13 protein-coding genes and 2 pseudogenes are annotated in these 18,489 nt (G+C 73.3%); 6 read left to right on the top strand and 9 right to left on the bottom strand.

Features of this window, described 5'->3' with window-relative positions; all coding sequences use genetic code 11:
- Nucleotides 1-31: 31 nt before the first annotated feature.
- From QJ852_01480 to QJ852_01460, 5 genes and pseudogenes are all read right to left on the bottom strand, one after another.
- Complete coding sequence (locus tag QJ852_01480) at nt 32-796, bottom strand: CbiX/SirB N-terminal domain-containing protein (protein ID WGX97117.1); 765 nt, start codon at nt 794-796, stop codon at nt 32-34.
- Entirely contained in the window at nt 793-1,905 is a 1,113-nt protein-coding gene (locus QJ852_01475) for a uroporphyrinogen-III synthase (protein WGX97116.1), read from the bottom strand. Before QJ852_01475 ends, QJ852_01480 begins: the two co-directional genes overlap by 4 nt.
- Nucleotides 1,902-2,240: pseudogene (nirD, locus tag QJ852_01470) on the bottom strand (nitrite reductase small subunit NirD). Before nirD ends, QJ852_01475 begins: the two are co-directional and overlap by 4 nt.
- Before the next feature lie 18 nt (nt 2,241-2,258).
- Nucleotides 2,259-4,688, bottom strand: a pseudogene (gene nirB / locus QJ852_01465) (nitrite reductase large subunit NirB).
- A 1-nt stretch (nt 4,689) separates the two neighbouring features.
- Nucleotides 4,690-6,189 (bottom strand): FAD-dependent oxidoreductase, encoded by a 1,500-nt coding sequence (locus QJ852_01460; protein ID WGX97115.1) that lies wholly within the window; start codon nt 6,187-6,189, stop codon nt 4,690-4,692.
- A 130-nt stretch (nt 6,190-6,319) separates the two neighbouring features.
- Here QJ852_01460 and QJ852_01455 point away from each other — a divergent pair, with 130 nt between their 5' ends.
- The 4 genes from QJ852_01455 (at nt 6,320) to QJ852_01440 (ending at nt 9,949) form a co-directional block, all read left to right on the top strand.
- The gene (locus QJ852_01455) at nt 6,320-7,843 is read left to right on the top strand and encodes a hypothetical protein (GenBank protein WGX97114.1); all 1,524 of its coding nucleotides are present in this window, start codon (nt 6,320-6,322) and stop codon (nt 7,841-7,843) included.
- Between the two features lie 30 nt (nt 7,844-7,873).
- Complete coding sequence (locus tag QJ852_01450; protein ID WGX97113.1) at nt 7,874-8,122, top strand: ribbon-helix-helix protein, CopG family; 249 nt, start codon at nt 7,874-7,876, stop codon at nt 8,120-8,122.
- The gene (locus tag QJ852_01445) at nt 8,119-8,361 is read left to right on the top strand and encodes a hypothetical protein (protein WGX97112.1); all 243 of its coding nucleotides are present in this window, start codon (nt 8,119-8,121) and stop codon (nt 8,359-8,361) included. Before QJ852_01450 ends, QJ852_01445 begins: the two co-directional genes overlap by 4 nt.
- A 259-nt stretch (nt 8,362-8,620) precedes the next feature.
- Nucleotides 8,621-9,949, top strand: coding sequence for an MFS transporter (locus QJ852_01440; GenBank protein WGX97111.1), 1,329 nt, complete (start codon nt 8,621-8,623; stop codon nt 9,947-9,949).
- Nucleotides 9,950-9,959: 10 nt separating this feature from the next.
- On the opposite strand, the gene QJ852_01435 is transcribed toward QJ852_01440, so the two are convergent.
- Nucleotides 9,960-12,053, bottom strand: a complete 2,094-nt coding sequence (locus QJ852_01435; protein WGX97110.1) for a molybdopterin oxidoreductase family protein — start codon at nt 12,051-12,053, stop codon at nt 9,960-9,962.
- Nucleotides 12,054-12,250: 197 nt separating this feature from the next.
- On the opposite strand from QJ852_01435, the gene gdhA reads away from it, so the two are divergent.
- A complete protein-coding gene (gene gdhA / locus QJ852_01430) occupies nt 12,251-13,606 on the top strand; it encodes an NADP-specific glutamate dehydrogenase (GenBank protein ID WGX99515.1) in 1,356 nt (451 codons plus the stop codon).
- An 82-nt stretch (nt 13,607-13,688) separates the two neighbouring features.
- On the opposite strand, the gene QJ852_01425 is transcribed toward gdhA, so the two are convergent.
- A complete protein-coding gene (locus QJ852_01425) occupies nt 13,689-15,206 on the bottom strand; it encodes a nitrate/nitrite transporter (GenBank protein WGX97109.1) in 1,518 nt (505 codons plus the stop codon).
- A gap of 216 nt (nt 15,207-15,422) precedes the next feature.
- Here QJ852_01425 and QJ852_01420 point away from each other — a divergent pair, with 216 nt between their 5' ends.
- Nucleotides 15,423-16,826 (top strand): FAD-binding protein, encoded by a 1,404-nt coding sequence (locus tag QJ852_01420; GenBank protein WGX97108.1) that lies wholly within the window; start codon nt 15,423-15,425, stop codon nt 16,824-16,826.
- 31 nt (nt 16,827-16,857) lie between these two features.
- Here the strand turns inward: QJ852_01420 and QJ852_01415 are convergent, their stop codons facing one another.
- Entirely contained in the window at nt 16,858-17,877 is a 1,020-nt protein-coding gene (locus tag QJ852_01415; GenBank protein ID WGX97107.1) for a LacI family DNA-binding transcriptional regulator, read from the bottom strand.
- A gap of 55 nt (nt 17,878-17,932) precedes the next feature.
- Nucleotides 17,933-18,430 (bottom strand): nuclear transport factor 2 family protein, encoded by a 498-nt coding sequence (locus QJ852_01410; protein WGX97106.1) that lies wholly within the window; start codon nt 18,428-18,430, stop codon nt 17,933-17,935.
- Nucleotides 18,431-18,489: the final 59 nt, after the last annotated feature.

Below are 18,489 nucleotides of genomic sequence, written 5' to 3'. Positions count from 1 at the left end.
CGTCGGAAACTTGTCGATCGGGCCAGTCAGCTCAAGCCGGGACGTGCGTCGCGGACCGGACGAGGGCCAGGGCACGCTCAACCACCAGATCCACCACCCGTGGGTGGGCGCCGAGGACATCGGCGACGACCCGCACGCCGGCGGCGCACGCGTCGCGGCGGGCCCGGTGGTGGAAGTGCCCGGTGGCGAGGAGGTACGGCGACACGGCGTCCCCCGGCCGGACGACCTCCGCGAGGCGGGGGCCGCGGCCCGAGAGCGTGGCCAAGCGGACCGGGGCGCCCCAGGCCTGGCCGAGCAGACGGGTGGCGGCGTCGAGGTCGGCGGTCGCGGCCGGATCGGTGGAGCCGGCGGCGACCATGACCACCGGCTGGCCGGCCGCGGCGCCGGCGCCGCGGAGGCGCTCGGCCTGGGCGTCGGCGAGGAGGGGATCGGGACCGAGCGCCCGGCCGAGGTGGACGTCGCCGCGGCCCGCTCCCCCGACGGCGGCGGGCAGGTCGTGGCGCAGGTGGTACCCGGTCGAGAGCAGCAGCGGGACCACGACGGTCGGCGCGGTGCTCTGCGCCGCCTCGACCAGGACCTCGGAGAACGTCGGCGCGCACAGCTCGACGTACGACGCCGTGGCGGGCCAGCCGAGACGACGCGCGGCCGCGGTGGTCAGGGCGCGAGCCACTTCGTTGCCGGCCGCGGTGCGGGTGCCGTGGGCGACGGTGACCAGGTGGGGTCCGGGCGCAACGTCATACGTTCTGTGGGCTCGAGCCCACGGAGCGAATGACGCTACGGCGGGATTCGACCTCACGGGGCGACCGCCAGGCGGTAGCCGCGCTTCACCACGGTCTGGACGCAGCGGGTGCCGAGGGCGGCGCGGAGCCGGGCCACGGCCATCTCGACGGCGTGCTCGGAGCCGGCGGTGCCGGAGGGGAGCGCGGCGAGCAGGTCGCGGCGGGACACGACGGTGCCGGGGTTGACGAGGAGGGCCTGGAGGACGGCGTACGGCGCGGGCGAGAGCCGCACCTCGACGCCGTCGAGCAGCACGTCCTCGCCGTGCAGGAGCAGGGTGTGGCCGGCGACGTCGAACGACGTGCCGGCGGCGCGGGACGGCAGCTCCACCTCGAGCTGCTTGACCATCGCGGCCAGCCGGGAGCGGTCGGGATGGATGGACGGCACGCCCCACATCTCGAAGGCCGCGGCGGTGACCGGTCCGACGCAGGAGGCGACCACGTCGGCCTGGAAGGCGCCGACGACCTCGTCGCGGTGCCCGGTCGTGCCGGCGGCCTCCATCATGGCCGCGATCGCGGGGGCGGCGGTGAAGGTCACGGCATGCACCCGCCGCTCGGCGACGGCCTCGATCAGGCCGAACATCGGCTCGGGGTCGGCCGCGCCCTCCACCCGGTAGACGGCGACGGTGGTGACGTCGGCACCCAGCCGGCGCAGCGCGTGCGCCGCCAGGGAGAGCGACTGGCCGTGCTCCTGGACGACGATCCGGCGCCCCCGCAGGTCGCGCCCGCGCAGGTGCGCGAGCACGTCCTCGAACTCCTCCGACTCCGGCGCCCACAGCTCGCGCAGGCCGAACCTGCGCAGCGCGCCGACGCTCTTGGGCCCGCGGGCCAGGATCTCCGCGCCGCCCAGATGGGTGGTGAGCTCGGCGAGCAGGCCCCAGCGCTCGGCGGCGGTGAACCAGGACTTCAGGCCGATGCCGGTGGTGGCGACGAAGATGTCGACGGGCTGGGCGAGCACCTCCTCGGTCGCGGCACGCAGAGCGTCCTCGTCGATCCGGTTGGGGTCGACCGACAGCGCCGGGGCGTGGATCACGGACGCACCGCGCCGCTCCAGCAGCGCGATCTGCTCCTCGGCCCGGCGCGCCGCCGTCACACCGATCGTGAAACCGGACAGGGGCAGGTCAGTCACGACGCGATTGTCCCGCGTCGCGCGCCCACCACCACAATGCCGTCGACCACGCGGACGTCGTACGTCGGCACCGCGAGGCTCGCGTCGTCCAGGCACACGCCCGTGCGCAGGTCGAAGTGGTGCTTGAGCAGCGGGCTCGCGACGAAGGGCACCTCCTCGCCGGCCACCGTGCGGGTCCCGACGATGCCGCCGGAGAGCACGGCCGCGCCACCGCGCGGGTCGACGTCGGAGAGCGCGAACAGCTCGTCGTCGTAGGTGCGGAAGACGGCGACCGCCTCCCCGTCGATCAGCGCGGACACCCCGGACTCACGGGCGATCCGGTCGACCGGGCAGACCTCCGGCTGGTCGGGGGCGTTGACGAAGGAGACGAAGCGCGCGAGCTTGGCCGGGTCGTCGATCGTCGCCTGCCACTCGTCGAAGTACGAGTCGACGTGCCGGGCCATCGCCGCCTCCAGCTCGTCGCCGAGCCCGAGGCTGTCGTCGACGACGACCTCGCGCACCCGCTCCAGTCCGCCGATCTCGTCCAGCCAGGGCGCCGTGCGCTGCAGCCGGTCGGCGGTGCGGACGTAGTACATGAGGTAGCGGTCGAGGTAGCGGATCAGCTCCTCGCGGGACAGGTCGCCGGCGAGCAGCTGCGCGTGCGCGGGTACGGCGCCGCCGTTGCCGCCGACATAGAGGTTCCATCCCTTTTCGGTCGCGATCACGCCGAAGTCCTTGCCGCGAGCCTCGGCGCACTCGCGGGCGCAGCCGGAGACGCCGCCCTTGAGCTTGTGCGGCGAGCGCAGGCCGCGGTAGCGCAGCTCGAGCTCGACCGCGAGGCCGACCGAGTCCTGGACGCCGTACCGGCACCACGTCGAGCCGACGCACGACTTCACGGTCCGCAGCGACTTCCCGTAGGCGTGGCCGGACTCCATGCCGGCCTCGACCAGCCGCCTCCAGATCGCCGGCAGGTCCTCCTTGCGGGCGCCGAACAGGTCGATCCGCTGACCGCCGGTGACCTTCGTGTAGAGACCGTAGTCGCGGGCCACCTCGCCGATCACGATCAGCTTGTCGGGCGTGACCTCGCCGCCAGGCAGTCGCGGGACGACGGAGTAGGTGCCGTTCTTCTGCAGGTTCGCGAGATAGGCGTCGTTGGTGTCCTGCAGGGTCGCGTTGGGTCCGTCGAGCACGTGGTCGTTGAGCAGGCTGGCCAGGATCGAGGCGACCGCCGGCTTGCAGACGTCGCAGCCCCGGCCCCGGCCGTGGCCCTCCACGATGTCGTCGAAACGCTGGTAGCCGTGCACCGCGACGACCTCGAAGAGCTCCTGGCGGGTGAGCGGGAAGTGCTCGCACAGGGACTTGTCGACGGTGCGCCCGGTGGCGGCGAAGTGCCCCTCGACGATCTTCTTCACCACGCTCTTGCACGACCCGCAGGTGGCCCCGGCGCGGGTGCAGGCGGTCACGCAGCCGGCGTCGTCGCAGGTGCCCCCCTCGGCGAGGGCCGCGACGATCTCGGCCTTGGTCACGTCGTTGCACGAGCAGACCTGCGCGTCGTCGGGCAGGCCGATCTCCACGCCGCCGCGCGCGGTCGGGAGGATCAGTTCCTCCGGGTTGTCGGGCAGCTCGATGCCGGAGCCCACCAGCGGGCGGAGCACGCCGTACGACGACGCGTCGCCGACCAGGATGCCGCCCAGCAGCTCGTAGCCACCGCTCGCGAGCTCCTTGACCACGAGCTTCTTGTAGACGCCGGCCACCGCGTCGGCATACACGACCTCGAGGGCGGCCTCGTCCGCGGCGAAGGCGTCGCCGAAGGAGGCGACATCGACGCCGAGCAGCTTGAGCTTGGTCGACATGTCGGCACCGGTGAAGGAGCCGGCCTCCCCGCCGAGCAGCGCGTCGACGACGACCTCGGCCATCGCGTAGCCGGGCGCGACCAGGCCGTACATCCGACCGCCCGGAGCGGCGCACTCACCGATCGCCCAGATGTGCTCGTCACTGGTGCGGCAGCGCTCGTCGACCAGGATGCCGCCGCGCTCGGCGATGTCGAGGTCGGCGGCCCGGGCCAGCGCATCGCGGGGACGGATGCCGGCGGAGAAGACGACGAGGTCGACGTCGAGCGGGTTGCGGTCCTTGAGCGCCAGGCCGGTGACCTTGTCCTTGCCGAGCACGGCCTCGGTCATCGCGCCGGTGTGCACGGTCAGGCCGAGGGTCTCGATGTGACGGTTGAGCGTGGAGCCCGCGGCGTCGTCGATCTGGACCGCCATCAGCCGCGGCGCGAGCTCGACGACGTGGGTCTCCAGGCCCAGCTGGTGCAGCGCGTTGGCGGCTTCCAGGCCGAGCAGGCCGCCCCCGATGACCGCACCGACCCTCGCCTTCCGCGACGCCGCACGGATCGCCTCGAGGTCCTCGATGGTGCGGTAGACGAAGACGTTCCTCAGGTCGCTGCCCGGCACCGGCGGCACGAACGGGGTCGCGCCGGTCGCCAGCACCAGCTCGTCATAGTGCAGGTCCTCGCCGCTCGCGAGCGTGATCACCCGCTGGCGCGGGGAGATCGCCACGACTTCGGCCCCGAGGCGCAGGCGGACCCGCGGGTCGTCGTACCCGCCGCCGGGGAGGAGGGACAGTGCCTCGGCACCCCGCTCGAAGAAGGAGGTGAGCGCGACCCGGTCGTACGCCGGGCGCGGCTCCTCGCCGAGGATCGTGATGTCGTGGGTCGCGGTGAGCCCGCGCTCGATCGCCGCCTGGACGAGGCGGTGGCCGACCATCCCGTGGCCGACGACCACCAGGTGCCTGCGCTGGTTCATCTCATACGCCTTTCGTGACGAGGACGGCGTGGTCGGCGCCGCTGCCGAGCAGCTGCCGCACCGTGCCGGCGCAGCCACCGCAGCCGGTGGTCGCGCGGGTGGTGTCGCGGATCTGCTCCAGCGAGGAGCAGGCGCGGATCCGGCCGGCGGTGACGCCCGCGCAGGCGCACACCTCCGCGTCGTCCGGGAGGAGCGCGACCGCGCTGTCGTCGCCCGCCCCCGTCCGCTCCGGCATCAGCAGGCGGCCGGGCTCCGCCGGCCCGAGGACCGTCCGCCGGTCGAAGTGCTGGGTGATCAGACCCACCCGGGACAGGTCGCCGACCAGGGTCGCCGCCACGATCCGCCCGTCGCGGACGACGAGGCGGCGGTGCGACCCGGAGAGCGGGTTCGCGAGCTCGACCACCTCGCCCCCGGCGGCGATCTCGGCCGTGGCGTCCCCGAGCACGGCGACGTCGAGGTCGGTCGCCCGCAGCCGGGCGACGATCCGGGCGCCGTCGTACGTCGGGGTGTCCTCGCCAACCGGTGTCGTCAGGATGGCGGCGAGGACAGCGGCCTGCTCCCAGGCCGGCGACACGAAGCCGGGGCTGCGGCCCTGCCCGTCCGGCGACACCGTCTCGGCGCAGTCGCCGAGCGCGTGGACAGCCGGGTCGGTGACGCTGGCGAGGCGGTGGTCGACGACGATGCCGCGGCGCACCTCGAGCCCCGCCCCACGGGCCAGCGCGGTCGCGGGCCGGCCGCCGGCGGCGAGCACGACCAGGTCGGTGTCGAGGGTGCAGCCGTTGTCGAGCCGCAGCGCGGGCCCGCGGGGACCGTCGACCAGCCGGACCGCGCGGGCGCCGGTGTAGACCGCGACGCCGAGCCGCTTCAGGTCCCGGCCGAGGATGCCGGCGGCCGGGGCGCTCAGTTGCCGGTGGAGCAGGTGCTCGCCGCCCTCGACCACCTCGGTCGCGATGCCGCGCGTGCCCAGCGCCCGGGCCACCTGGAGGCCGAGCAGGCCGCCGCCCACGACGACGGCACGGCGACTGTCCGGCAGCGCCGCGACCAGGCGGGCGCAGTCGGCGAGGGAGCGGAAGGCGTGCACCGCCTCGTGCAGCGAGCCGTCCATCCGGACCAGCCCGCGGATCGGCGGCAGCGACGGGATGCTGCCGGTCGCGAGCACCAGGGCGTCGTACTCCACGAGGGTGCCGTCGACCAGCATGACGTCGCGTCGCGCACGGTCGATGCCGAGCACCCGGGCGCCGAGACGCAGGTCGATGCCGTGGCCGGCGTACCACTCCGGGGCGCGCAGCGTCAGCGCCTCCGGCCGGTGGGTGCCCTCGAGGACGGCCGAGAGCAGGATCCGGTTGTACGGCGGCGCGTCCTCGTCCCCGAGGACGGTGATGTCCATCCGCTCCGGTGCCCGCCGGGCGACCAGCTCCTCGACCAGCCGGGTCGCGGCCATGCCCGAGCCGACGACGACGAGCCGCCGGCGCGGTGGGTCGGTGTGCGGTGGGCCGATCATGGGAGCCATCGAAGGTCACCGAGGTTTCGCGCCGCGGCGCTGGGCCCGCACCCCGATGTCAACGACTCCTCACGACCTCACCGGGTCGCCGCCATGAGCAGCCGTCAGGGAGCCCGGCTAGCGTCGAGCCATGCTGAGGCCCACTCCCCGTGACGTGCACGTGTCCCGGGCCTCCTACCTCGCGGGCGCGATGGCGTTCGCCGCGTGGCTCCCGTTCCTGCGCACCCCGTTGGCCTCCGACGCGGCCGGGTTCCTCGCCCTCGGGCAGCAGTGGGAGCACGGCAGCTCCCTGTACGGCGACCACTGGGTGGACCGGCCGCCCCTGTTGATCTGGATCTTCCGTGCCGCCGCCCGACTCGGCCCGATCGGGCTCGGCGACGACGGCGTGTCCGCTCCGGCGGTGATGGTGCTCGGCGGGCTGGCCAGCGCGGCTGTCGTCCTGCTCGCGGGGCTGCTCGCGGCTCACCTGGCGGCCCCCGGCACGCGCTGGACGACCCGCGCCGTCCCCGTCCTCGCCGCGGCGCTGCTGTCCAGCCCGCTGCTCGGCATGCCGGAGACCAACGGCGAGCTGCTCGCGGCGCCGTTCGTGCTGCTCGGCGTGGTCGCGCTGGTCGCGGCGCTGTCGATGCCGGCCGGTCGCCGACCGGTCCTGCTCGCCGCAGGGGCCGGCGCGGCGGCGATGGCCGCCGCGCTGGTCAAGCAGAACGTCATCGACGTCTTCGTGTTCGCGGCGGTCCTGATGATCCTGTGCCGGGGTGGCGTCGCCGGCCTGGGCCGGGCCGCGGGCTCCTTCGCGGCCGGCTCGGTCGTCGTCCTGGCCGCCGCTCTCGCCTCCGCGGCCGAGCGCGGCACCTCTCCCGCCGACCTCTGGCAGGCCGTCGTGGTCTTCCGGCTCCGCGCCGGGGAGGTGATCGACACCTCGGCGAGTGCCAACACCTCGCACCGGATGCTCCTGCTCACCCTCGCCTTCCTCGCCAGCGGCGCGGCGCTCACCCTGGGCACGGTGGCCCTCCTCAACGCCCGCGACGCGATCCGGGACCGGCCCCGCGGCGCGCCGCTCGCGCTCGCGGGGCTCGCCCTGGCCGGGTGGGAGCTGGTCGGCGTGGTGGCGGGCGGCAGCTACTGGCTGCACTACCTGACCGGGCTGGTCCCGGGCATCGTGGTCCTCGCCTGCCTGGTCCGCCCGACGACGGCGGTCCGCCGGGTGCTGTCCACCTGCCTCGGCCTGGCCCTGATCGCCACGGCCACGGCCTGGACCGAGCAGCTGATCAACCCCGCGAACCCGGCGATCGCGCTCGACGCGAAGATCGCGCACTACCTGCGCGACCACGCCGCCCCCGGCGACGGCGTGGTGGTCGCCTTCGGGCGCCCCGACATCGTCGTGGGCAGCGGGCTGTCCAGCCCGTACGAGCACCTGTGGAGCCTTCCCGTCCGCGTCCTCGACCCCGAGCTCACCGAGCTGCGGGCCGTCCTGACCGGTCCGGACGCACCGCGCTGGGTGGTGGTCTCCGGCGCCAGCCTCGCCACCTGGGGCGTCGACGCGAGCGGGGTGCAGGACTATTTCGTCGAGCACTACCGCGAGCAGGCGGCGTACGACGACTTCCACATCTGGCGCCGGATCGAGGATCGTCGCGACGCGTCCCCGGGACCTTGATCCAAGCCATTTTCGTATTACGATTATCTGGTGGACAAGATCAACGGCGTCCCGGTGACCGACCAGGACGTCCAGAAGTGGGCCGACGAGGCCGAGCGCGGATACGACGTCGACCAGCTCCGCAAGCGCGGGCGCAGGCCCGTCGGTGACGGACCGGGGCAGGTCGTTCCGGTCCGCATCGACGAGACACTGCTGTCGGCGCTCACCGAGCGCGCAGAGAAGGACCACGTCAGCCGCTCCGAGGCGATTCGAGCAGCGATCCGCGCCTACGTCGCGTGAAGGTTCACGACGCCGCACTCAAGCACGGCGTCGATCCGGCCGACGCCGTCCACGCCGCCCGGTCCGCGGTCTTCGTCAGCGATCTGGACGAGGACATGCCGTCTCGACAACTACGGCTCGGATTCGATCGGAGCGGCCGGCTGCTCGAGTTGGTCGTGCTGCGATTCGACAGCGGCGGCGAGCTCCTGATCCACGCCATGAAGGCCCGGCGCTCCTACCTCGACCTGCTCGAACCCTGACGATCGCTTGCAGGCATCCGTTCGCGGCGCCGGATCCCTACGCACCGGCTCGCGAGATGAGTCACCCTCCGACGCGACCGCGAGCAGGCGGCGTACGACGACTTCCACATCTGGCAGCGACGCTGACGCCACCCGCCCAGGTCGCTTCGGTCACACCGGGCGGCGGCCAGGAATAGCCGACGGCGGGGCGCCGTTGCGGCGGATCAATACCCCACGGGGGTATAGTCCGAGACTCCGCACCGCTGGAAAGGAGACCGCTGTGAGCCTGTTCGCGATCCGCGACTTCCGCCGCCTGTTCGCCGCTCAGATCATCGCGCTCTTCGGGACCGGGCTGGCGACCGTCGCGCTCGGCCTCCTCGCCTACGACCTGGCCGGCCGGGACGCCGGCGCGGTCCTCGGGACCGCCCTCACCATCAAGATGGTGCTCTACGTCGTCATCGCGCCGCTCGCGGCGGCGTTCGTCGACCGGCTCCCCCGCCGGCTCTTCCTGGCCCTGCTCGACGTGGTCCGTGCCGGCGTGGTCCTGGCGCTGCCGTTCGTCAGCGAGGTCTGGCACATCTACGTGCTGATCGCGCTCCTGCAATCGGCGTCCGCGGCGTTCACCCCCACCTTCCAGGCCGTCATCCCCGACATCGTCACCGAGGAGGCCCAGTACACGCGGGCGCTCTCGGCGTCCCAGGTCGCCTACACGATGGAGAGCCTGCTGAGCCCGGTGCTCGCGGCCGTGGCGCTGACCTTCATGTCGTTCGACCGGCTCTTCGTCGGCACCTCGCTCGGCTTCGCCGTCTCGGCCGTCCTGGTCATGTCGACCGCGATCCCCAACGCGCGCCCGACAGCCGGCGCGAAGACCTGGGAGCGGATCGCGTCGGGGATCCAGAGCTTCGCCCGCACGCCCCGGCTGCGCGGGATCATGGCGCTCAACCTGGTCGTGGCCGCCGCCGGCGCGATCGTGGTGGTCAACACCGTCAACTACGTGCGCGACGTCCTCGGCGGCGACCAGGCCGACGTGGCCTGGATGCTGGCCGCCTCGGGCGGCGGCACCCTCCTCGTCGCCGTGGCCCTGCCGCGGGTCCTCGACCGGGTCGCGGACCGCACCGTCATGATGACCGGCGCGACCGTCCTGGTCGCCGCGGTCACGGCGGCCCTGGCGATGACGGCCAGCGGGACGACCGCGTGGGCGGTCACCGGCGCGATCTGGATCGCGGTCGGCGGCGGCATGGCCCTGATCGTCACCCCGACCGGCCGGGTGCTGCGCCGCTCGGCCACCCCCGACGCGCTGCCGAAGCTGTTCGCCGCCCAGTTCTCGCTCTCGCACCTGGCCTGGCTGGTCACCTATCCGGTGGCCGGCTGGGTCGGCACCGGCGTGGGCCTGACCACCGCCTGGTCGATCCTGCTGGTCCTCGCGGCCGCCGGCGCGGTCGCCGCGCGGCTGCTGTGGACCCGCCCGGTCTTCGTACGCGAGGGGGTGCCGGTCGAGTCGGCGCCGCGGGAGCCGGCCCTGGTCGGCGCCGGGCGGGCGTGGGCGGAGGCCGAGGCGGCGCAGGGCACGCTCGCCGCCGCGCAGTGCACCTGCGTGCGCACGGTGTGAGCCGGACGGCTCAGGCCGGTGCGGGGATCGGCACCAGCACCTGCGCCGCGCACACCTTGAACTCCGGCATCCGGCTGACCGGGTCGAGGGCGTCGTTGGTGAGCCGATTGGCGCCGACCCAGTGGAAGGGCACGAAGACGGTGTCCGGCCTGATGGTGGTGACCACCCGGGCGGGAGCACGCAACTCGCCGCGGCGGGTGCGGACCACGACCGGACGGCCGTCGGCGGCGCCGATCCGCTCGGCGAGCATCGGGTGCAGCTCGACGAACGCGCCGTCGTCGGCGAGGTCGCGGATCCGCCGGGTCTGCGCGCCGGACTGGTACTGCGCGAGCACCCGGCCCGTCGTCAGGTGCACCGGGTACGCCGGGTCGGGCTCCTCCGCCGGCCCGGCGTACTCCGGCACGACGAAGCGCGCGCGGCCGTCGGGGGTGGCGAAGGAGTCCGCGAACAGCCGGGGCGTGCCGGGATGGTCGGGCGAGGGGCAGGGCCAGAACACGCCGTGCTCCGCGGCGATCCGGGCGTAGCTGATGCCGGAGTAGTCGGCCCGGCCGCCCGCGGAGGCCCGGCCCAGCTCGGCGAAGACCTCCTCCGGGTCGGTGGGGAAGGCGGCCGGGGAGCCCAGTCGGGACGCCAGGCCCGCGATGACGTCGAGGTCGCTGCGCACGCCCTCGGGCGGCGCGACCGCCTGCCGCCGCAGGATCACCCGACCCTCGAGGTTGGTCATGGTGCCGGTCTCCTCGGCCCACTGGGTGACGGGGAGGACGACATCGGCGAGCGCGGCGGTCTCGGAGAGGACGAGGTCGCACACGACGAGCAGGTCCAGCGACTCCAGGCGCTGCGTGATCCGGGTCGCGTTGGGCGCGCTGACCGCGATGTTCGAGCCATGGACCAGCAGCGCGCGCGGCCCACCGCCGACGCCGAGCGACTCCAGCAGCTCGTACGCCGAGCGCCCCTTGCCCGGCAGCGTGGCGGGGTCGACGCCCCACACCCCGGCGACGTGGGCCCGCGCGGCGGGATCGTCGATCATCCGGTAGCCGGGCAGCTGGTCGGCCTTCTGGCCGTGCTCGCGCCCGCCCTGGCCGTTGCCCTGGCCGGTGAGGCAGCCGTAGCCGGCGTACTCCTTGCCGGGCATCCCGAGGGCGAGCGCGACGTCGATCCAGGCCAGCACGGTCGCGGTGCCCTGCGCGTGCTGCTCGGCACCGCGGGCGGTCAGCACCATCACCCGCGGGCGTCGGCCGCTCCGCTCCCCGCCGAGCAGGGCGACGAGGGCGCGCAGCTCGTCGGTGCCCACACCGGTGACGCGCTCGACCCGCTCCGGCCACCACGCGGCCGCCGCCCGGCGTACGTCGGCGAAGCCGGTCGTCCGGGCCGTGACATAGGTCTCGTCCACCGCGCCCCCGGCATCGAGCAGGTGCAGCACGCCCAGCGCGAGGGCGAGGTCCGTGCCGGGCACAGGTTGGAGGAAGAGGTCGGCGCGCTCCGCGGTCGGGGTGCGCCGGGGGTCGACGACCACGACCCGGCCGCCGCGCTCGCGGAGCCGGTCGAGGTGGCGCGCCGCCGGCGGCATGGTCTCGGCCAGGTTGGAGCCGACCAGGACGACCACGTCGGTGTGCTCGATGTCGGCCAACGGAAAGGGCAGGCCGCGGTCGACGCCGAAGGCCTGGTCGGCCGCGCTGGCGGCCGAGCTCATGCACCAGCGGCCGTTGTAGTCGATCTGGCTGGTGCCGAGGGCGACCCGGGCGAACTTGCCGAGCAGATAGGCCTTCTCGTTGGTCAGGCCTCCGCCGCCGAAGACGGCGACGGCGTCCTTCCCGTGCGCCTCCTGCAGCGTCCGAAGCCGGTCCGCGACCAGGTCGAGTGCCTCGTCCCAGTGCGCCGCACGGAGCTCGCCGGTCCCGCGGTCGCGCACGAACGGCGTCGTGAGCCGCTCCCGGCTGCCGCGCAGCCCGCCCGCGGTCCACCCCTTGCGGCACAGCGCGCCGGCGTTGACCGGGAACTCATTCCAGACGCCGATCTCGATGCCGACCCGACCCGCACGGGCAAGCGTCATGCCGCACTGCAGGCTGCAGTAGGGGCAGTGCGTGGGGGTCGCGGGAGCGGGCATGAACCGATTCGACGACATCCGCATTTCACGCCGGGGAGCGCCGGTGCCACTCCCTGTCAACGAGTCCTCACAGTCTCACCGGAGGACCCGCCGTCCACAGGATGGTCACGGAGATGAGACGCTAGGAACTTCCGAGAGACACCACCACAGCGTTGTGGGCGGCGTCCTCGTGCGTCTGAAGGAGCATCGTGAACGATCTGAACCCGACCCTGCAGCCGATCTTCGACGAGATCCTGGCCCGGAATCCCGGCGAATCGGAGTTCCACCAGGCGACGCGCGAGCTGCTGGACAGCCTGGGTCCGGTCGTCGCCCGTCACCCCGAGTACGCCGACGCCGCGATCATCCGCCGCGTGTGCGAGCCCGAGCGCCAGATCATCTTCCGGGTGCCGTGGGTCGACGACGCCGGACAGGTCCAGCTCAACCGCGGCTTCCGGGTGGAGTTCAACTCCGCGCTCGGCCCGTACAAGGGCGGCCTGCGCTTCCACCCCTCGGTCTACCTCGGCATCATCAAGTTCCTCGGCTTCGAGCAGATCTTCAAGAACGCCCTCACCGGCATGCCCATCGGCGGCGGCAAGGGCGGCTCGGACTTCGACCCGAAGGGTCGCAGCGACGCCGAGGTGATGCGCTTCTGCCAGTCGTTCATGACCGAGCTCTACCGCCACATCGGCGAGTACACCGACGTCCCCGCCGGCGACATCGGTGTCGGCGGCCGCGAGATCGGCTACCTGTTCGGGCAGTACAAGCGGATCACCAACCGCTACGAGTCCGGCGTCCTCACCGGCAAGGGCATCGGCTGGGGCGGCTCGCTGGTCCGCACCGAGGCGACCGGCTACGGCACCGTCTACTTCGCCAACGAGATCCTCAAGGCCCGCAAGAGCTCCTTCGAGGGCAAGACCGTCGTCGTCTCGGGCTCCGGCAATGTCGCGATCTATGCCGCCGAGAAGGCGACCGAGCTCGGCGCGATCGTCGTCGCCTGCTCCGACTCCAGCGGCTATGTCGTCGACGAGAAGGGGCTCGACCTCGACCTGCTGAAAGAGGTCAAGGAGGTGCGCCGCGAGCGCCTGTCGGCGTACGCCGAGGCACGCGAGTCGGCTCGCTTCGTCGCCGGCGGCGCCGAGCGCCCGGAGAGCTCGGTGTGGGAGGTCCCCTGCGACATCGCGCTGCCCTGCGCCACCCAGAACGAGCTGGACGGCGCGCACGCGCTGACCCTGGTCCGCAACGGCTGCTCTGTCGTCGCCGAGGGCGCCAACATGCCCTGCACCCCCGAGGCCGTGAAGGTCCTGACCGACGCCGGCGTCGCGTTCGCGCCCGGCAAGGCGGCCAATGCCGGCGGCGTGGCGACCAGCGCGCTGGAGATGCAGCAGAACGCCTCCCGCGACTCGTGGAGCTTCGCCCACACCGAGGAGCGCCTCGAGCAGATCATGGTCGGCATCCACGCCCGCTGCCTGGACACTGCCGAGACCTACGGCGCGCCGGGCAACTACGTCGTCGGTGCCAATATCGCCGGCTTCACCCAGGTCGCGGACGCGATGCTGGCCCTCGGCGTGATCTGAGTCCGGACGGTTCACCTACCGAATTTGTCGTGCTCGGGGCGTTCCAGCGACAATTTCGGTAGGTGAACAGCACACCCCCGCGTCAGATCCCGGCCTCGGCGTACCGCTGCCCGCGCCGGCAGTAGACCGCCCAGGTGACGACGAGGCAGAGGACGTAGCACGCGGCGAAGACCGCGAACGCGCTGCGGGTGGCGGCCAGCGGCTCGCTGACCCACGGGCTGTTGAACGTGATCGGGATGAGGAAGCCGCCGAGCGCGCCGACGGCGCCGATGATGCCGACCGCCGCCGACGACCGCCGCGTGCCGCCGAGCAGTGCGAGCTCGCGCTCGGGCGTGCCCGCGGCCGTCGCGAGCACCGCGTCGGCGCGGTGGAGGGCCGGGATCATCTTGTACGTCGATCCGTTGCCGATGCCCGTGCAGGCGAACACCAGCAGGAAGACGCCGAGGAAGAGCGGGAACACCGCCGCGTTGGCATCGACGGCGGCGGCCTGCGCCGCGACCCCGGTGGTCGGGATCGGGGTCAGCAGGGACAGCGTGCCCAGGATGCCGAGCGTGCCGAGCACCAGCCCGGCGAAGGCGAGGAGCGTGACCCGGGCGCCGCCGTACCGGTCGGCGAGGTGGCCGCCGAGCGGGCGGGTGACCGAGCCGACCAGCGCGCCGAGGAAGGCGTAGGAGGCGAACTCGATGCCGATCCCCGGGGCGCCGGGGACGCCCGGCCCGGCCTGGTGCCAGAAGTTGAGCTTGATCAGCAGTGGCAGGGCGGCGGAGTAGCCGATGAACGACCCGAACGTCCCGATGTAGAGGAGCGCCAGCACCCAGGTGTGGCGGTGCCGCAGCACGCTCAGCTGCTGGCGGGTGTCGGCGCGGGCGTCGGCGAGGTTGTCCATCCGGAACAGGGCGGCCAGGACGGCCACGACAGCGAATCCGGCGTACACCCACGCCGCGCGCTCCAGGTGGACCCCGCCCTCGCTGGCCCGGACCAGCCCGAAGAGGCCGGCGCCGCCGACGAGTACCGGCAGGCACAGCTGGATGAGCGCGACGCCGAGGTTGCCGCCCGCGGCGTTGAGGCCGAGCGCGGCGCCCTTGAGCCGGGCGGGGTAGAAGAAGTTGATGTTCGCCATCGAGCTGGCGAAGTTGCCGCCGCCGAAGCCGGCGGTCGCCGCGATCACGCAGAACAGCCAGTACGGCGTGTCGGGCCGGGTGACGGCGTACGCGAAGCCGAGGGTCGGCACGAGCAGCAGCCCCGCGCTGACCATCGTCCAGTTGCGGCCGCCGAAGCGGCCCACGGCCAGGGTGTAGGGCACCCGGATCAGCGCGCCCACCAGGTTGGGGATCGCGACGAGGAGGAAGAGCTGCTGGGGCGAGAACGCGAAGCCCTGGGCGACGAGGAAGGCCGAGCTGACGCTCCAGATCAGCCACACGGAGAAGCCGAGGTGCTCGGCGAAGATCGACCAGACCAGGTTGCGCCGGGCGATCGGCGCGCCGGTGCTCTCCCAGAAGTCCGGGTCCTCGGGGCGCCAGTCCGCGATCCACCGGCCCCGACGGCGCCGGTCCGGTGCGGGGGCGAGCGGCGGCGCGCCGCTCGGGCTGGTCAGGGTCATCGGGCGCTCCTGGCGGGCTCGGGTCGGGTGGTCGCGCCTCAGCCTGGCCGGGCGTCGTTTCCGGCCGCGGCGCCGCGAGATCTCGTCAGGTCAACTCCTGCTCACGGGCTCACCGGGAGTTCGCGCGTCCTGAAGCAGGGTCGACGACCAGTCCGCGGGGCCGGGGCTGCGGTACGGTGGCGCCACTCACAAACGATTGCACGGCAGGAGCCGACCATGCCTTCGACCCCGGACCCCGGCACCGCGGACCGCACCGTCCCCGCGGGCACACCCGAGTACGCCGAGGCGCTGTCCTGCTTCAACACGCTGACCGTGCACCGGCCCGCGCGGGTGATCGCGCCGACCACGGACGCCGAGGTGGTCGCCGCCGTCGCCCGGGCCCGGGAGGACGGCCTGCGCGTGGGCTTCCAGGCCACGGGGCACGGCGCCCGGATGGTCGACGGCGGCGCGCTGATCAGCACCCGTCGGCTCGACCGGATCGCGGTCGACCCCGAGCGGCGGACCGCGACGGTCGGCGCCGGGGTGCGCTGGGCCGACCTCCAGGCGGCGGCCGGCGAGCACGGCCTCACCGGCGCCGCCGGGTCCACCGGCCAGGTGGGCGTCGTGGGCTACACCGTCAACGGCGGGCTGGGGCTCCTCTCGCGCACCCTCGGGTTCGCGGCCGATCGGGTCCGCGCTCTCACCGTGGTCACCGGCGACGGCGTCCTGCACCGGGTCGACGCGGAGTCCGAGCCCGACCTGTTCTGGGCCCTGCGCGGCGGTGGCGGGCTGGGGCTGGTCACCGAGCTGACCTTCGACCTCGCCCCGGTGCCCGCGCTGCACGCGGGGTCCTACTACTACGCGATCGACGACGCGCCGAGCGTCCTCGCGCAGTGGCTGGACTGGGCCCGGACCGCGCCAGGGAGCGTCTCCACCTCGGTCGCCGTCCTCAACGTCCCCGACCGGCCCGGCCTCCCACCGGCGATCGCCGGCCGGCGGGTGCTGCACCTGCGCTATGCCGAGGTGGGCCCACCCGGACCGGACGCCGTCGTGGTGGCCGGCTTCGCGGCCCCGGTGCTCGGCGGGATCGGCCCGATGGCCTGCACCGACACGGGCCGGATCCACAACGAGCCCGACGACCGCAAGCCCAGCCAGCAGGACTCCCTCCTCCTCGACGACCTCGACCACGCCGGCATCGCCACCTTCCTCGACGCGGCCGAGGCGGCCGGCTCGTCGCTGATCGTCAGCGAGCTGCGGCTGATGGGCGGCGCGATGTCGGCACCGCCTGCAGTGGCGAACGCCGCGCCCGGCCGCGCGGCGCGCTTCAACCTGTTCGCCCTGGGCGCCGCAGCCCCCGATCCCGCCGAGCGGGACCGCCTCGGCGTCGACGCCGCACTCGACCGGCTTGTGGACACGATGGCGGTCTACGGCGCCGGCGCGACGCTGCCCGCCTTCGCGGGGATCGATCGCGGCGCCGACCGGATCCGGGCCGCCTGGTCGCCGGCAGAGCTGCGCCGGCTGAGCATCATCCGCACGACGTACGACCCCGACGACACCTTCGCCCCGGGCCTGCGCTGGTCACCGCTCCCCGCCGGACCGGCCGGCCCATCTCCCGCCGAGCTGTCGCATCCGACCCGTTGAAGCGACCACTCGACGGGCCGGGTGCGACGACTCAACGATCAGGAGGGGCGGCGGTCGAGCCGCGGACCACGAGGGACACCGAGAGCAGCACCGACTTCGGCGAGATCGCGGGGTCGCGCAGCTGCTCGAGGACCAGCCGCGCCGCCTCGGCACCGAAGTCGTAGTGCCGGACGTGGACGGTGGTCAGCGGCGGCCACACCTTGTCGACGAAGGGGATGTCGTTGAAGCCGACCACGCTGAGGTCCGCCGGACAGGAGAGCCCGCGCTCCGCGAGCACCTCGTAGCAGCCGATCGCGAGGAGGTCGTTGGCCGCGAGGACGGCGGTGACACCGGGGTGCTCGTCGAGGACGGTGCGCAGGCAGCCCGCGCCGTCCTCGATCTGATAGCTGGCCGCCTCGACGATCGGGCAGTCCTCCGCGGCCAGGCCGAGCTCGCCGATCTCGAGCTGGAAGGTACGCCGGCGGACCACGCCGGTCGAGGTGCTGCTCGGGCCGGCGATGTGGGCGATCCGGCGATGCCCCAGCTCGTGCAGGTGCCGCAACGCCTGCCGGATGCCGGACGCGTCGTCGCCGGCGACACTGAAGATCGGCAGGTCGGGCTCGACCCGGTTGACGAGCACGATCGGCACCTTGTCGGCGATCAGGGTGGAGATGACCGGGTCCTCGATCCGTGCGGTGGCCAGGATCAGGCCGTCGACCTGCCGGGCGCGCAGGCTCGCGACCTGGTCGCGCTCGCGGTCGGGCTCGTTGTCGGTGTTGGCGATCAGCACGTTGTAGCCGGCCGCGACCGCGACGTCCTCGATGCCCCGGATGATCGGCGCGAAGAGGGGGTTGGTGATGTCGGGGACGACGGCGCCGAGCGAGAGCGTGCGGTTGGTCTTCAGGCTGCGCGCGATCGGGTTCGGCACGTAGCCGAGTCGCTCGGCCGCCTCCCGGACCCGTTTGGCGGTGGCCGGGTTGACCATGCCGAGCGTCTCCGGGTTGAGCGCCCGCGACGCGGTCGCCGCATGGACCCCGGCAGCGGCCGCTACGTCACGCAGCGTGGCTGACATGGCACTCTCCTCCGGTCGTTGCCCCACCGCAACCGGTTGCGGCCCACGGCGGAGTCTACTTGGAACCGATGTCGGACGCCTTGACCGGCGCGGCCCGGGACTCGACCTCGATGATCCGGCTGCGGACCCGCCAGCGGCCGTCGTCGCACCGCTGGAAGGTGTCGAGGTAGCGCCCGAAGGACCACAGGAACGGGCCGTCCGCACCCTTGTCGATCCGGGTCAGGTACGACGTGCTGGTGGCCGTGTCGCCGTCCACCTCCACCACCGGGTCGCCGACGAGGTGCTTGTGGAAGTGCTCCGGGGCGTGCGAGTGCCCCGGGATGAAGGCGGCCAGCGCGTCCCTGCTGGTGTGCTGGACCCGGACCACGCGGTCGGTCTCGCTGACCTCGACCATCTGGAAGCTGGCGTCCGGCACGAAGCAGTCGAGCCAGGCGTCGTGCTCGCCGTAGTCGAGCGTCATCCCGAGCCGGAAGAGCACCTTGACGATGCTGGCCTCGGCCTCGAGGGTGTCCACGCGGCGGATGAGCGCCTCGAAGGCGGCGGTGTCGACCATGGGTGTCTCCTGGTTCTCGTTGTCCTGCGTCGATCGATTCTTGCTGGTGGCCGCGGCGG

The organism is Nocardioides sp. L-11A, assembly GCA_029961745.1.
GTDB lineage: Bacteria > Actinomycetota > Actinomycetes > Propionibacteriales > Nocardioidaceae > Nocardioides.
Note: the sequence above shows the minus strand (reverse complement) of the source record. Positions and strands in the feature narration are given on the sequence as shown.